This window comes from Niabella aquatica (assembly GCF_054779315.1).
The window spans coordinates 72286-88246 of the sequence record NZ_BAAGYM010000001.1 but is presented as its reverse complement, the minus strand read 5'-3'; the positions used below and the strand labels follow the sequence as shown (position 1 = coordinate 88246).

The window sequence follows — 15961 nt, the reverse complement described above, 5'->3', positions numbered from 1 at the left end:
AAATGCTAATCTTGCCCAAAATATATTCCTGCGTAAGCCGAAAAGCAGATTTTGACAAGTTAGAGTAGGCATCATTTTTTAACAAAAACATAATTAATCAATTAAAAAACTTAATTACTATGAGACGATCCTTCTTATCCGTTCTCTTTCTAGCCTCACTGATCGTGGGAGTAGAATCTTGTAAAAAAGGGGACACAGGTGATGCTGGTCCTGCGGGTCCTACAGGCCCTAAAGGCGATACCGGTGCACCTGGTACCGCTGGTACTGCCGGTACAGCTGGTAAAGACGGCACAAAAATTCTTTCAGGCACAGGTACTCCTACAGGAGGTAATGAGGGAGATTTCTTCTTCGCTACCGACACTAAAACACTTTACGGTCCTAAAACCTCTTCAGGATGGGGAACTGGTGTTGTTTTAGCTGGCGCAACCGGCGCTGCTGGTGTAACTGGTCCTAAAGGAGATACAGGCGTGGCTGGAACGCCAGGCACAAAGATCATTAGTGGTACAGGTGCTCCCGCAGCAGGCGTTGGTGCTGATGGTGATTTTTACTTTGATACCAATACCTCTATTTTCTACGGTCCTAAAACTTCAGGCAGCTGGGGTACTAACCAAATGCCTCTGGGTTCTGCTTATGCAGCTAAAACCTTCTACATCACTGCTGGTTTGGAAAGTGTAACTTTGGTTCCCAATTCTAAATTAGTATCTGAAGTAGCGGTATCTAGCTGGGGAAATCCTGAAATTTTCTCTTCTTACAAAGTGCTGGAAAATGATATGATCCGTATCAACCAGTATCCTGGTTGGGGCGATAACAGGGAAATGATCTTCCAGTCCGTTCCTGGTTCTGGTATCTATGATGTAATTCCTCAAAATGGCTTACCTGGTACATGGGGTCCTTCTCCGCTGAATACAGGTGGTAATGCAGCTTCAATATTCCGTGTAGGTGCTAAGTTCCGTTATACTCAGAACTTTACCAATCCTACTGCAGAATTTACTTTGACTGCAGAAGACATCGATCGCTTAACAGCTGATAATGGTGCCGCATTTGGTTATTTAACTTATGCTAAAGCAGTTCCTGCTACAGTAGCATTAGGTCAGAACCTGACTTTCTATCGTACCAAGAATGTTAATATTCAAACCGGTACTGATGCAGATGGTTACAGAGCTAATTATACAGCAGAAACAAACATCAACCTGAACACAATTCCTGGTTTAGGAAACAAGATCGAATCTTACAAGCAAGATGGTAAAGTGTACCTGAAATACAGGTATGTAAACCCTGGTACTAAAGCTCCTTACTATGAAACTACCGGTGTAGTTGGCTGGATAGATTTAACTTCTACTTACCTGCATCAATACACTGTAGGTGGCGCAACATATGGTCCGAGCGCTGCATACACTACTAGTAATGTACCTGCCTATACAACTACTTTCCCTGTTGGTGGTTATAATGGTAATCCGTTTACTACTAACAATCACCCTGTTGGTGGTACTTACTTAGGTAACACAGGATTTACATTCACTCCGTACGCTAACAACGTTGTTACTGCAGCTACTCCAACAGCTTCTCAGTTCAGAAGCGGTCAAATGAAGTTCTACTGGACTATCAACTCTGGTACAAACTCTGCAAGCACTCCTACAGCCTTCAAATTTGGCCCTATTACTTTGAACAATGTAGCTTACACCGGAACAGATCCTAATGTAGGTATTACCGGAACCGGTTACTACGATGTTGTAGGACGGAGTCTGAATAGCCCTGCAGGAACTTTAGCTACAGGCTGGAATTACAACTATACAGATATGACAAGACCTTACTGGAGCGATAACACTATTGCTGATATCTATTACAAAGCTCCTGGTTCTTTAACATCTAACAGGCCTATTACTGGTTTAGGTTCTATTAACATGACCAAATATGCAGATGGACGTCCTGCTGCTGACTTTGCTGGCTTACCGTTAGTACAGTTACAGGTATTTGCTATCCCTGGTGATGTTGTTAAGGCTGCTGCTGCAAAAGGCATCAATGTTAACAATCCTGATGCTTTAGCACAATTTGCTGAAACATTAAAATAATAGCAGAAAGTTTTTAATAAACTGATGCTTTAAAAAGTGGGCTGTACATTACAGCCCACTTTTGTGTTATATACTTATTGATTATCCGGCTAAAATTTATCATAGCGGAGACTCGTGATGGATGACGTGTACAGGGCGTAGAGTCAGCGTTATACACGCGCTGGCAGGTAGCCGTACAGACCCGTGGAAGAGGAACTGTAAAGGGCAGACTTTTAATGTGTTACAGTAACGGTATGATCTGCAATTACGTATTGCGGTTTTCAAAAATGTTAAGCCTTCCAAAGCATTTTTAATACTCATTGGCTTATTTTTGTTTACGTTTATGTGCAAAAGGCTCTTAATTGTTATTCCTTCCTATAACGAGGAAGCTGCTTTGCCAAGGTTGCTGGATGAGCTGAGGTTGGTTACTCCTTTGCCGGGGTTTGAACTGGTGCCATTGGTTGTGAATGATTGCTCAAGAGATCATACCGAACGTGTTGCCAGGCAGTGTGGCGTAAAGGTGTTGAGCCTGATCAACAATCTGGGTATTGGTGGTGCCGTACAGGCCGGTATTAAATATGCCGAAAGGAATGGGTTTGATTATGTCCTGCAAATGGACGGAGATGGCCAGCATCCTCCCTCACAGGTGAATATATTGCTGCAGGCTGTTGTGAATACAGATGCCGATGTGGTGATTGGTTCAAGATTTTTAAATGGCGAAGGGTTTCAAACATCCTTTTGGAGAAGATTGGGGATACGTTATTTTCATTGGCTGAACCGGCTGCTGAGCGGTAAAAACATATATGACAGCACTTCTGGATTCAGGCTTTTGGGTAAAAAGGCTATTGCCCTGGCAGCAGTATACTACCCGGATGATTATCCCGAACCTGAAGCCCTGGTCTTTTTTTCCAGGGCGGGGTTACAGATTAAAGAAGTGCCGGTAATAATGCGGGAGCGCCAGGGGGGAGTATCTTCCATTGGTAAATTTTCATCTGTATATTATATGGTAAAAGTAACATTGAGTATGTTTCTTTCGTATATCAGAAAAATCTGAAACAAGCATGACACGGATACAAATTATAGCCATCGTAATTAATTTCTTATTTCTTATTTATACCTCCCGGCTTATCATCAGGGGAAGATTAAGGGAGGAATATGCTATCATATGGTGGGTATGTGCCGGCCTTTTGCTTGTTTTTTCTATTTGGGACAATGGAATAGAAGTAATTGCCCACTCGTTAGGCGTTTATATGGCGCCGAATCTGGTTTTTTCTGTTTTGATTTTTATCGTTTTGATTTACCTGCTGCATCTTTCACTGGCTAATTCCAGGCTCCAAAAGCATATTACCCGTCTCACTCAGGAAATTGCTATAATGAAAGAGTCTATAGAAAAAGATAATGCAGAGAAAACAGAAATTGCTGAGCAGTAAAATGCTTTCTTTCTATTTTGCTTCAGGTACAATATCCGATTTATCCGAAATATAATACAGTATGGCCTCAATAAAACATTTGCGTACAGAAATCATAACCTGCCTGCTCCTCCTGGTACTGGCGTACGCCAATCATTTTAATAACACTTTTCATTTTGATGACAGCCATACCATCCAGGAAAATATGGCTATCAGACATATAAAAAATATTCCGGATTTTTTTTCTGACCCCACGATGTTCAGCGCTAACCCGCAACATCATCATTTACGTCCTCTGGTTACCACCACACTTGCTATCGATTACTGGTTGGGCGGAGGACTGTATCCCTTTTTTTTCCAGTTATCTACTTTCTTATGGCATATTGGATTATGTATCCTGCTGTTTTTTGTTTACCGGAAAATTACCGGCAACGTCCTAAAACATCGATGGGCAGATCTTATTGCATTGGCGGCCGCGGCGCTCTTCAGCCTGCACACGGCTGTTGCTGAAACGGTTAATTATATTATTTCCAGGTCGGATGTGCTTTCCACCTTTTTTATTGTGCTCTCGCTTTTCCTGTATGTACAATTCCCTCAAAAGAGAAAATGGGGGTTTTATATCCTGGCAGCAGTAACAGGAGTATTGGCCAAAGAAACAGTACCGGTACTGCTGATTATTTTGTTTTTCTATATCCTGTTTTTCGAGAAAAACCTGTCCATCGCACAAATAGTTAAACCCAAAAACCTGAATAGGGTGATCAGGGTAATAGGGGTATTGATGCCATTACTTATTGCTGTTGCCGTGGTTCAGTTTTACACATTAACACGTGTAAATACAGAAACCAAAGATGCCGGTTTAACCAATCCTGTGGTTTATTACTGGCTTACGCAAACTTACGTATGGCTCCGGTATTTTACAGCATTCTTTCTTCCGCTGCATTTAAGCGCAGATACAGACCTTTCTGTAATAACCCGGATATCAGACTGGCGTATCATTGCCGGAATATCTTTTGTGGTTTTATTACTGATTACTATCATTAAAACATCTAAAAACGCAGAAACCCGGCCTGTGGCTTTGGGCCTGATATGGTTTGCCGCTTCTTTATTGCCCACATCCTTACTGCCCTTTGCCGAGGTGATGAACGACCACAGGATGTATTTCGCTTTTACAGGCCTATCGCTGGCGGTGGTATATACCATTGGCCTGTTGATAGTGAAGAACGAAAGAGCGGTTTTAGCGGGAGGATGGTATAAAAAAGGATTGATTACAGCAGCATGGATGGTACTTTGCTTGCATGCTTATGGCGTATACCAACGCAATAAGGTTTGGCATACCGAGGAATCGTTGTGGAAAGACGTTACAGAGAAAAGTCCTGAAAACGGGAGGGGGTGGATGAATTACGGTCTGGCATTAATGAGCAGGGGTGATTATCTTTCTGCTCTGCAGATTTTTGAAAAAGCAGAGACTTTACTTAATAATTATAGTTTTCTTGCTATTAATATGGGTATTGCAAATGCAGGTTTGAAACGGGACAGGGAGGCTGTTGAAAATTTTGAAAAAGCAATAAGCTGGGCGCCTAATGATTATAACTCCTACACTTATTATGCGCGTTACCTGGCCAGCAAGGGAAAATGGGCTGAGACTAAATTAATAGCAGAAAAAGCACTTGCTTTAAATGAAAAGAACATGATGGCGCTTAATGCTGCTATGGCAGCCTACCAGGGTTTAGCGCTTTGGGACGATCTGAAGAAAACCGCTGCTCATACACTTGATATTAGCCCCGGGGATTCCAGCGCCATTGCTTTTCTGAAAGCCGCCGATAAAAAAGAGCAGGCTGTATCTGTGAGCCCGATAGGATTGAAAACAGCAGAAGACTATCTGAATTTAAGTCTTGTAATGTATAATGCAGGGCTGTATGAAGATTGTATTGCTGCCTGTAAAAATGCCCTGGCCTTACAACCGGATTATGCTGATGCTTACAATAATATTTGTGCGGCTTATAATATGCTGAAAGAGTGGGATAAGGCAAAAGAAGCCTGTACAAAGGCTCTGGAATTAAATCCTCAGCAACCAAACGCGGCAGCCAACCTGCAATGGGCACTCAAGCAGGAACAGGAATAGCTGTAGCATTGCTATAAAGCCTGGTAATTTTTGTTCTCTTTCTCCTATCAGACGGTACAGGTAATTAATATTTTTGCTTGCAGGCTTTGGGTTGTTTTTATCCCATCAGCTTTAGGTCGGTTATGAGTTATGAACCAATTCCTAATTTCTTACGGGTTTTCCTGTTTTAATCACGCTTTGTAATCTTTCCAGCGTTTTCCTTTCACCACATAGAGAAAGAAAAGCTTCGCGTTCGAGGTCCAGCAGGTATTGCTCGCTTACACGCGTAGGTTCGCTAAGATCTCCGCCGCACATTACATAAGCAAGCTTGCGGGCTACTTTGGCATCATGTGCTGTAGCATAGCCTCCTTGCTCCCTGGCATGTATACCTGCGAACAAAGCGCCCAGAACGCTGCGTCCGGGCACTTTAATATCGCTGCGTGGCACAGGCATTACATAACCGCTGTTGTATATATCGATCACGCTGCGTTTGGCTTCTGCAATACGCCTGTCCGGGTTCATTATTACTTCATCAAGCCCTGTCCTGTAAATGCCCATGCTAAATGCTTCATAAGCTGAGGTAGCCACCTTTGCAGTGGCAATGGTTAAAAAGCGGTTTTGTAAAGGGATATTTTCCGGTTCTCCCAGCTGCACTTCATCATTGGCACGCAAAATAAATTCTTTCGTGCCGCCACCACCCGGTATTACGCCTACTCCAAGTTCAACAAGCCCTGTATAGGTTTCTGCAGCAGCGCAAATTTTGTCAGCATGCAGGGTCAATTCGCAGCCGCCACCTAATACCAGCCTATGTGGTGCTACTACTACTGGTATACCGGAGTAACGCACGCGCATCATGGTATTCTGAAAAGTACGGATCGCTAAGTCCAGCTCGTCATACTCCTGCTCTACCGCCAGCATAAAGATCATTCCGATGTTTGCGCCAGCAGAAAAATTAGCTCCGTCATTGGCAATTACCAACCCTTTAAAATCCTTCTCTGCTTTTTCAATAGAAGTTTGTATGCCGCTTAGCACATCCCCGCCAATAGTGCCCATCTTGGTATCCCATTGCAGCGCCAGCACATCATCGCCTGTATCATACAACCTGCAGCAGCTGTTTTTCCAAACCAGCCTGTGGCTGTAATTTTTAAGTATGATAAAAGCGTTATCTCCCGGAACCGGCAGGTAGCTTTTTGATGCTATATCATAAAATAGCTTTTTACCGTTATCCGGATGATAAAAACTTTGATTTCCTGCGGTTATCATTTCTTCTACCCAGGGCGCTACGCTGTATCCATCTTCCTTCATGGCTTCTACGGTGTTAACTACTCCCAATATATCCCAGGTCTCAAAAGCGCCAGTTTCCCACCCGAAGCCGGCTTTCATCGCATCATCTAAACGATACAACTCCTCGCTTATTTCAGGGATGCGATGGCTGACATAAGAGAATAGCCCATAATGAAAATGCCTGAAAAAGGCGCCTGCTTTATCCTGCGATTGCATCAGCAGTTTAATTCTTGCGGAGCGGTCCTCTACCGGCTTTGCTGCATCAACCGAAGCAAATTTTGGTTTTACGCGGGGCTCGTATTCAAAGGTTTTTAAGTTTAGGGTTAATATTTCTGGGGCTTCTCCTATAGAGGCGGCAGAAATTTTCTTAAAGAAACCCTGACCTGTTTTATCTCCCAGCCATCGGTTGTTAATCATTCTATCCAGCCAGCCGGGTATTTTAAAAACAGCTTTGGCTTCGTCGGCCGGGCAATTATCATACACCCCATTGGCTACTTTTACCAGGGTATCGATTCCTACTACATCCGCTGTTCTGAAAGTAGCAGACCTGGGCCTGCCGATGACCGGGCCGGTCAATGCCTCTACATCATCAATAGTAAGCTCTAACTGATCCATTAAAGAAAAAACAGACATGATGCTATACACCCCGATACGGTTACCAATAAACGCAGGGGTATCTTTACAAAGCACCGTGGTTTTTCCCAGTATCACATCGCCGTACTCCATTAAAAACTGAACTACCTGTGGGTCGGTTTGGGGTGCGGGAATAATTTCCAGCAAGCGCAGGTACCGGGGCGGATTAAAGAAGTGGGTTCCGCAAAAATGCTTATTAAAATCATCGCTTCTGCCTTCAGTCATCAAATGAATGGGTATGCCCGAGGTGTTGGTAGTAACCAGCGTTCCTGGTTTTCGGAACTGTTCTACTTTATCAAATACCTGCTTTTTAATATCTAAACGTTCTGTTACCACTTCAATGACCCAGTCGCAACCGGCAATATCTTTCATATGGTCATCAAAATTGCCGGTAGTGATTTTTTTGACCACATCCGACGTATAAACAGGGGAAGGATGGCTTTTCAAAGCGGCCTGCAGCGCATTGTTTACCACTCTATTCTTCTCATAAGTTTTTTGCTTCCCTTCCGAAGGGCTGGGGGCAGCTATATCTAAAAGCAATACCGGTACTCCCGCACCTGCAAAATGACAGGCAATGCGGGACCCCATCACCCCGCTACCTAAAACAGCCACTCTTTTAATGATACGCTTCATGCTACATTTATTTATCAACCCGCACTCTTAATGTCTGCGAAATACTACTCAACAGCCTGACCGGGTTTGTATTGTTCCGATTTAGTTAGCTAAACAACTATCTTTTATGAAGATAAGCATTTTGATGAATAACATTGAATGAGGCTGGTTGATGGGAGGCAATTTAACAGTGGGCGCTTATTGAATGTGAAAGACTTTTATTTTTTCTAAAAATATGCGTGTTGATAGCAGAAGTATTTTGAAGAAAGCTTTATAAAGCACAGGATTTGCTTAATTGATACTTCGGAAGAATACAATGCTGTTATGTTGATCTCATTGGGTTAAAATCAACATGATAGGGATAAAATTTATTCTTTTTACTTTCTTCACAATTGTGCATAAATCTCAAATGCTTACAGGAGATGAGTTTTATTATATTTGCGTGTTTCGATAAAGGAGATGCAGGAATTAAAAATTGGTATCCCCGAATAATATATAGAAAAAGGATTGGATACATGGCAAAGGAAAAAGTTATTACACCCGGAAGTAATTATGACGAGGACAGTATTAAAAGTCTTGATTGGAAAGAGCATATCCGCCTGAGGCCGGGTATGTATATTGGTAAGCTGGGCGATGGCAGCAGCTCCGATGATGGTATTTATGTGCTGGTGAAAGAAGTGATGGACAACTGTATTGATGAATATACCATGGGTTATGGAAAAACCGTAGAGCTTGCTATTGATGGAAAAACAGTTACCGTGCGCGATTATGGCCGTGGTATTCCGCTGGGCAAAGTAGTGGATGTAGTAAGTAAGATCAATACCGGTGCAAAGTACGACAGCAGGGCGTTTCAGAAGTCGGTTGGGTTAAATGGCGTGGGTACCAAGGCGGTGAATGCGTTGAGTAACTATTTTAAAGTGACTTCGGTACGTGACCAGCGGGAAAAAGTTGCAGAGTTTGAACGTGGTATCCTGGTAACGGAACATAAGGAAGGAAAGACTTCTGAAGCAAATGGTACCACGGTTACGTTTATTCCTGATGACACGATTTTTAAAAACTTTAAGTTTCATCATGAATTTTTGGAAAACCTGATATGGAACTATTGCTTTTTAAATGCAGGGCTAAAGATTATTTTCAACGGTAAAACCTATATCAGCCGGAATGGCCTGCTGGACCTGCTGGAGCGGAAGACCAATCCGGATGAGATCCGCTACCCTATTATTCACTTAAAAGGTAATGATATCGAGGTAGCCATAACGCATGGGAATGACTATGGTGAAGAGCTGTATAGCTTTGTGAACGGGCAGCATACTACCCAGGGAGGTACGCACCAGCAGGCATTCAGGGAAGCATTTGTAAAAACTGTCCGGGATTTTTATAAGAAAGATTATGATACTTCCGATATAAGAACCGGCATTGTTGCGGCCGTTAGTGTACGGGTGGTAGAGCCGGTGTTTGAAAGCCAGACAAAGACCAAGCTGGGCTCCCAGAACGTAGACATAAACGGCCCCAGCATGCGCCAGTTTGTAGGCGATTTTCTTTCGCGGGAGCTGGATAATTACCTGCATAAGAATCCTGCTGTTGCCGATGCTTTAAAGAAGCGGATTGAACAAAGCGAACGTGAAAGAAAAGACCTGGCGGGAATTAAAAAGCTGGCGAATGAAAGAGCTAAAAAAGCCAACCTGCATAATAAAAAGCTGCGCGATTGCCGCTTTCATTTGAACGAAGAACCTCCTTCTAAAAACAAAGAAGAGTTTATAGCTAAACAGGCCGAAACTACTATCTTTATTACCGAAGGCGATAGCGCCAGCGGATCGATTACCAAAGCCCGGAACGTGGAAACACAGGCCGTATTTAGCCTGCGTGGTAAGCCATTGAATAGTTTTGGGCTTACAAAAAAAGTAGTGTATGAAAACGAAGAATTTAACCTGTTACAGCATGCCCTGAATATAGAAGAAGGGATGGAAGGGCTGCGTTTTAATAATATTGTAATTGCAACCGATGCGGATGTGGACGGTATGCATATCCGTTTGCTCATCATGACCTTCTTCCTGCAGTTTTTTCCTGACCTGGTAAAGCAGGAAAAAGTATATGTGCTGGAAACACCCCTGTTCCGCGTGCGCGATAAAAAAGAGACTATTTACTGTTATAGTGAAGCAGAGAAGAGGGCTGCCATCAAAAAACTATCCGGAAAGCCCGAAGTAACGCGCTTTAAAGGTTTGGGCGAAATAAGCCCGGATGAGTTTGCACAATTTATCGGGTCTGATATGCGAAAGGCGTTGATGAGAGTGGAGCATGGAGATCATATTCAGCAATTACTGGAATACTATATGGGCAAAAATACCATGGAACGACAGGAGTTTATTATTAATAATCTGGTGGTAGAGATTGATAAAGAGGAGGAGCTGGAAGAAGTGATTAGTAATTAGTGATATTGGTTAAGGTTATTTAGTGATGTTGAAATTTCGGACAAGATTGTTACTAATGTTTTGATTAATGGTTGTAAAGCATTATAACATATGAACAGCCATTACTAACTCATTAAAGAGTGAGTTGCAGATATAATTAATTGCTGATTGTTAATTATTATAATTACAAATGATACATATAGTTTTTAATGAAGCAGAAGTAGGGTTGATGCAAAAGGTCCAGGAGCTGGATGACACCCTTTCGGGAGAGGTCATCCTGGTGAAAGACGATTATGCAGTAGGCCCCATTGAACATATTTATGAAACAGAAGGCTATCAGCAGCGTCGTGATTGGTGGAAGCAACTGCTGGAGAACTCCCCTTATAAAGAACAAGCAGATCTGGTTGATGATAAGTTAACCGTCCATCATCTGATAAAACAGTTACGGGAAAACGGGGAAGAAGCGGCCTGGATATGGATGGGGCAGAACCAGCATGATGTCTACGGATATTACTGGCTGATGCCACAGCTGCGCGAATTTCAGGGAAGGGTAATGGTGTTATACATGAACAACCTGCCTTTTATTAATGAAAAAGGGCAGATATTCTATCCGTCATGGCTGAGCGAGATCCAGCCATCTGAATTCCTGAAAGCAAAAAAACTGGCAAGACCTGTTACTTTAAGTGAGTTCGAGGTAGACCCTGATGAGTGGAGCAGGCTGATGCATGAGAATGCAGCAGTGCGTATTTTAGAAGGGGGCAAAAAGATAACCAGTAAAGATGCTGATTTTTATGATGCTGAAATATTAAAAAATATCACGGGCGATTGGCAAAAAGCCACGCGGGTATTACAAAATACGCTTCACAGGATGAAGGTAAAAACAGGAGATGTATTTTTAATGGGACGTATTAAAACCCTGATCGGGGAGGGAAAGATTATTGCTGAAGGGGATGTCAATAAGGAATGGAAATCTTTCGATATTAAGCTTGCCGGCGCTTTAAAGCCAACAGCAGAAGCATCCGCTGGTGCAGAAACTACATCGTAATGAAAATTTTGCTAAAACTGGAAGAAACAGTGATGGTTTTATTAAGCATCTTCCTGCTGTGGAACAGCAATGCTTCCTGGTTCTGGTACTTGCTATTACTGTTAGGGCCCGATATCAGTATGGTGGGTTATATGATAAGTAATAAAGCCGGTGCCTTTTTTTATAACCTGTTTCACCACAAAGGCGTAGCAATAATTGTGTTCGTGTCAGGAATTTATTGGGATAACGAACTGCTGCAACAGGTGGGAATAGTATTGTTTGGACATTCATCTCTGGACAGGATATTTGGTTATGGGTTAAAGTATGAAAAAGGTTTTGAATTTACGCATCTGGGAATAATAGGAAAAAATAATTCGGAATAGAGAGATAGCCGCATAGCGGTGATATGTTAATCGAACGGAATAAAAATGAAAGAAGAAATTGTAGATAATATAGAGCATAATGACGGAACCGGTATACAGGGCCAGTTTAAAACATGGTTCCTGGACTATGCCTCATATGTGATCCTGGAGCGTGCGGTTCCGGCTATTGAAGATGGATTAAAGCCGGTACAGCGCCGCATTTTACATGCGATGAAGGAAATGGATGATGGCCGTTTTAATAAAGTGGCCAACATCATCGGGCAAAGTATGCAATACCACCCTCACGGTGATGCCAGCATTGGCGATGCTTTGGTAAACCTGGGGCAAAAAGATCTGCTGATCGAAACACAGGGCAACTGGGGAGATGTGCGTACCGGCGATGATGCTGCAGCTCCCCGTTATATCGAAGCGCGGCTGAGCAAATTTGCATTAGAGGTGGCCTTTAATAATAAAACCACAGAGTGGCAACTGAGCTATGATGGCCGTAAAAATGAGCCGATCACCCTGCCTATGAAATTCCCGCTGTTGCTTGCACAGGGCGCCGAGGGTATTGCAGTGGGACTTTCAACCAAAATATTACCTCATAATTTTTGCGAGCTGATAGACGCTTCTGTAAAATATTTAAAAGGGAAGAAATTTGAACTGTTCCCCGATTTCCAGACAGGCGGCATGATCGATGTGGCGGACTATAACCAGGGGAAAAGAGGAGGAAAGGTTAAAGTGCGCGCACATATTGAGGAGGCAGATAAGAAAACTTTGCTGATTAAAAGTGTGCCTTATGGCGTTACCACAGATCAGTTGATTGAATCCATTGTAAAGGCCAACGACCAGGGTAAGATCAAAATCAAAAAGGTTACGGACAATACAGCAGCTGATGTGGAAGTGCAGGTAGACCTGGCGCCTGGCATATCTCCTGATATTACGATTGATGCGTTATATAAATTTACAGCCTGCGAAACTTCTATATCGCCTAATGCCTGTGTGATCGTAGGTATGAAGCCCAAATTCTTAACCGTGCATGAACTGTTAAGAATTTCAGCAGATCATACAAAAGATTTATTGCAAAAGGAATTAGAGATAAAGCTGGGCGAACTGAACGAAAAATGGCATTATACCTCTTTGGAAAAAATATTTTTTGAGGAAAAAATATATAAAGAGCTTGAAAAGAAGCATGAGACCTGGGAAAAGGTAATTGCAGCGATCGATAAAGCGTTTGATCCGTTCAAGAAAAAGCTGAAACGGGAGGTGACGCGTGAAGACATCCTGAAGCTGACAGAAAAACCCGTACGCCGCATTTACCGGTTAGATATTGATGAGCTGATCGAACAGATCAGGGGGCTGGAAGCAGATATCAAACAGGTACAATACGACCTGGATAACCTGGTAGCGTATGCCGTGGCATATTTTGAGAACCTGCTGAAGAAGTTTGGAAAAGGACGTGAAAGGAAAACAGAGATCAAACAGTTTGAGATTATTGAAGCCAAGCATGTAACTATCGCCAATACTAAATTGTATGTGGACAGATCAGGAGGATTTATTGGAACGAGTTTAAAGAAAGACGAGCTGTTGTTTGAATGTTCAGACCTGGATGATATTATTGTTTTTACCAAGCGGGGTATTATGAAAGTGATCAAAATCGCTGATAAAACCTTCGTTGGAAAAGATATCATACATGCTGCAGTATTCCAGAAGAATGATGAACGCACTACTTACAACATGATTTATGCAGATGGTAAGAGCGGTGTGAGCTATGCGAAAAGATTTAATGTAACAGGCATTACAAGAGAGCGTGTTTATGATCTTACCAAAGGCGATGAGAAGAGCAAAGTGCATTATTTTACCGTGAATCCTAACGGCGAAGCTGAAGTAGTGAAAATTGTGCTGAGCCCCAACAGTACAGCGCGTATTAAGGAGCTGGACTTTTATTTTGAAGAGCTGGCTATTAAAGGCCGCAGCAGTATGGGCAACCAGGTTACCAAGTATCCGATAAAGTCAGTTAAGTTTAAGGAAGCAGGTCGGGCTACTTTAAGCGGTAAAAAGCTTTGGTTTGACGATAAGTTCGGTCGCCTGAATACGGAAGAGAAAGGGCTATACCTCGGAATGTTTGATCCTGCCGATCAGTTACTGGTAATATATAGTGATGGTTATTACGAGTTAACAGACCAGGAAATGACCCAAAAGTTTGATCCCGAAAAAGTGTTGCTGATCGAACGTTACGATCCCGAAAGCATCATTACCGCGGTTTATGCCGATATGGATAAATTGCAGTATAATGTAAAACGCTTTAAAATAGAAACCACCACACTCCGGAATAAATTTTTATTTATAAAAGAAGGTGATGGTAATTACCTGGAATGTGTTACAACTGCTGCAGAACCGGTTTTACAGGTGCATAGTGGCCGGGGTGACCAGGTGCGCAGCGCTAAATTCAAGCTGGCTAAAGTAACCGATGTGATGGGCTGGAAAGCAGTAGGGGCCAAGCTTACCGATTATAATAAAAGCATCTCGATGGAATGGCTGGAAACCAAAGAAAGCGCATCGCCTCAGCAGGAGCTGTTTTAGAAAAATGACCCTTGATTGATGGAACAGTGCATATTGGGTGTAAAGACGCTTCTATCATTAGGGGGCATACAACAATTTTCTATTGGTACAACATTAGTATCTTTATAGGATGTTTGATTACTGGGATATAGACGATATCTACAAAGCGATCATGGCGCTCGCCGCAGGTATCGTATTGGGGCTTGAGAGAGAGCTGAAAAACAAGGCTGCAGGACTCAAAACCATTTCTCTTATAACCCTGGGGTCAGCATTATTTGCTATTATTTCGTACAATATCGGTCAGCCTAATAACGAGGCCACACGTATTGCTTCGTATATTGTAAGTGGCATAGGTTTTTTGGGTGCTGGTGTTATTTTCAAAGACGGGGTGAATGTGAGTGGGCTCACCACGGCAAGCGTTATCTGGCTGTCCAGTGCAGTAGGCATGTCCATAGGTTTCGGGCTGGTTTACCTGGCGCTTCTGTTTTTGGGCATATCCATTATCCTTATTCATTTCGGAAGTATTATCAACAGCCTTTTTCCTGATTTCAAAATAAGCCGTATTCTAACGATTTGCATTGAAAAGGAAAGGTCAGATGTGCGCCAGCCTCTGGTTTACAAAATGAAGCCATTCCTGGATAAAATTGAAGAAAGGAGAATTAAAGTTAAAGATAATAAGATCTATATCTTCTTTGATATTACACTTAAAAATAGCAGGTTGCTGGAGTTTGAAAACCTACTGCTCGCGCAAAACGAGATCCTGGAGTTTGAGCTGTAGCCATTGTCTAAAAATATTTCTGGTATCCCAATCCGTAAGTAAGGATCAGGTTTTCTTTTTCGGTTCTGCTGATTTTATTATACAAAAGTCTTGTATGGAGGCTCAGGCCTTTCCAGAGCTGGTAAGTGAGCTCGGTATCGCTTGAAATAATATGATCGCTGATATACTCTAGCGAAGGCTGAAAGTAATTACCGGTTCTAAAAGTAAATCGGTCGCCCATTTTTAACATAAATTGTATGCGTAAAGAATTGCGGATGGTTTGATAATTAATGACAGCAGTATCGTTTTCGATAATCCTGCTTAGCTCTCCTATCATTCCATTGCTGATGTTCAGCCAGATGTTGGGTTTGTTCAAAAAATTATAGGCGATGCCAATACCAGCCTGTCCCTGGCTTTTGATATTGAGGGAGTAGCTGGTGGTATAATTTACCAGAGCCCAGTAGTAGAAGTCTGTAAAATGCCTGTACAGGTTTACATTGCTTGACAAAGTAAAATCGTTATTGGTCAGCTTTTCGGGCGACATGCCATAAAGCCATGCTGCAGAAGCATTCAGTACAGTTCTTTTTTTCTTTACGTTAAATTGCCCGTTGTTATTGAATAGGTAGCTGGAGCCATCTTTTGTTTTGTTGGCAGAACCTCCGGATGATACCTTTACGAACTTTGTTGTGCTATCTGTAAACTGTGCATTTAAAAATGACAAACAGAAAGAGGCAAAGCAAAAAGTAAAGATTAACTTCATA

At 42.4% G+C, this 15961-nt stretch carries 11 protein-coding genes; 9 read left to right on the top strand and 2 right to left on the bottom strand.

Annotation, left to right across the window (positions count from 1 at the left end):
* Window positions 1-119 precede the first annotated feature (119 nt).
* From ACYVBM_RS00370 to ACYVBM_RS00355, 4 genes are all read left to right on the top strand, one after another.
* Window positions 120-2069 (top strand): hypothetical protein, encoded by a 1950-nt coding sequence (locus ACYVBM_RS00370; protein ID WP_460683615.1) that lies wholly within the window; start codon window positions 120-122, stop codon window positions 2067-2069.
* Between the two features lie 322 nt (window positions 2070-2391).
* A complete protein-coding gene (locus ACYVBM_RS00365; RefSeq protein ID WP_460683614.1) occupies window positions 2392-3102 on the top strand; it encodes a glycosyltransferase family 2 protein in 711 nt (236 codons plus the stop codon).
* 7 nt (window positions 3103-3109) lie between these two features.
* Entirely contained in the window at window positions 3110-3478 is a 369-nt protein-coding gene (locus ACYVBM_RS00360; protein WP_460683613.1) for a DUF2304 domain-containing protein, read from the top strand.
* Window positions 3479-3539: 61 nt separating this feature from the next.
* On the top strand, window positions 3540-5579 hold the full coding sequence (locus ACYVBM_RS00355; protein ID WP_460683612.1) for a hypothetical protein: 2040 nt from the start codon (window positions 3540-3542) through the stop codon (window positions 5577-5579).
* A 141-nt stretch (window positions 5580-5720) separates the two neighbouring features.
* Here ACYVBM_RS00355 and ACYVBM_RS00350 read toward each other — a convergent pair whose 3' ends face one another.
* Window positions 5721-8108, bottom strand: a complete 2388-nt coding sequence (locus ACYVBM_RS00350; RefSeq protein WP_460683611.1) for a 3-hydroxyacyl-CoA dehydrogenase/enoyl-CoA hydratase family protein — start codon at window positions 8106-8108, stop codon at window positions 5721-5723.
* A gap of 494 nt (window positions 8109-8602) precedes the next feature.
* Between ACYVBM_RS00350 and ACYVBM_RS00345 the strand changes: the two genes are divergently transcribed.
* From ACYVBM_RS00345 to ACYVBM_RS00325, 5 genes are all read left to right on the top strand, one after another.
* On the top strand, window positions 8603-10516 hold the full coding sequence (locus tag ACYVBM_RS00345; protein ID WP_460683610.1) for a DNA topoisomerase IV subunit B: 1914 nt from the start codon (window positions 8603-8605) through the stop codon (window positions 10514-10516).
* Window positions 10517-10685: 169 nt separating this feature from the next.
* A complete protein-coding gene (locus tag ACYVBM_RS00340) occupies window positions 10686-11540 on the top strand; it encodes a DUF1835 domain-containing protein (protein WP_460683609.1) in 855 nt (284 codons plus the stop codon).
* Window positions 11540-11902 (top strand): DUF4260 domain-containing protein, encoded by a 363-nt coding sequence (locus tag ACYVBM_RS00335; protein WP_460683608.1) that lies wholly within the window; start codon window positions 11540-11542, stop codon window positions 11900-11902. The genes ACYVBM_RS00340 and ACYVBM_RS00335 overlap by 1 nt, the downstream gene beginning before the upstream one ends.
* A gap of 45 nt (window positions 11903-11947) precedes the next feature.
* Entirely contained in the window at window positions 11948-14464 is a 2517-nt protein-coding gene (locus ACYVBM_RS00330; protein ID WP_460683607.1) for a DNA gyrase/topoisomerase IV subunit A, read from the top strand.
* A 109-nt stretch (window positions 14465-14573) separates the two neighbouring features.
* Window positions 14574-15221 carry an MgtC/SapB family protein gene (locus ACYVBM_RS00325; protein WP_460683606.1) on the top strand — a complete coding sequence of 216 codons (648 nt, stop codon included), beginning with the start codon at window positions 14574-14576 and terminating at the stop codon, window positions 15219-15221.
* 7 nt (window positions 15222-15228) lie between these two features.
* Here the strand turns inward: ACYVBM_RS00325 and ACYVBM_RS00320 are convergent, their stop codons facing one another.
* Window positions 15229-15960 carry a DUF481 domain-containing protein gene (locus ACYVBM_RS00320; protein ID WP_460683605.1) on the bottom strand — a complete coding sequence of 244 codons (732 nt, stop codon included), beginning with the start codon at window positions 15958-15960 and terminating at the stop codon, window positions 15229-15231.
* Between the last annotated feature and the right edge of the window lies 1 nt (window position 15961).

Coding starts and splice junctions, on each gene's coding strand:
- ACYVBM_RS00370 (WP_460683615.1), top strand. CDS start 120: ATGAGACGATCCTTCTTATCCGTTCTCTTTCTAGCCTCACTGATCGTG.
- ACYVBM_RS00365 (WP_460683614.1), top strand. CDS start 2,392: ATGTGCAAAAGGCTCTTAATTGTTATTCCTTCCTATAACGAGGAAGCT.
- ACYVBM_RS00360 (WP_460683613.1), top strand. CDS start 3,110: ATGACACGGATACAAATTATAGCCATCGTAATTAATTTCTTATTTCTT.
- ACYVBM_RS00355 (WP_460683612.1), top strand. CDS start 3,540: ATGGCCTCAATAAAACATTTGCGTACAGAAATCATAACCTGCCTGCTC.
- ACYVBM_RS00350 (WP_460683611.1), bottom strand. CDS start 8,108: ATGAAGCGTATCATTAAAAGAGTGGCTGTTTTAGGTAGCGGGGTGATG.
- ACYVBM_RS00345 (WP_460683610.1), top strand. CDS start 8,603: ATGGCAAAGGAAAAAGTTATTACACCCGGAAGTAATTATGACGAGGAC.
- ACYVBM_RS00340 (WP_460683609.1), top strand. CDS start 10,686: ATGATACATATAGTTTTTAATGAAGCAGAAGTAGGGTTGATGCAAAAG.
- ACYVBM_RS00335 (WP_460683608.1), top strand. CDS start 11,540: ATGAAAATTTTGCTAAAACTGGAAGAAACAGTGATGGTTTTATTAAGC.
- ACYVBM_RS00330 (WP_460683607.1), top strand. CDS start 11,948: ATGAAAGAAGAAATTGTAGATAATATAGAGCATAATGACGGAACCGGT.
- ACYVBM_RS00325 (WP_460683606.1), top strand. CDS start 14,574: ATGTTTGATTACTGGGATATAGACGATATCTACAAAGCGATCATGGCG.
- ACYVBM_RS00320 (WP_460683605.1), bottom strand. CDS start 15,960: ATGAAGTTAATCTTTACTTTTTGCTTTGCCTCTTTCTGTTTGTCATTT.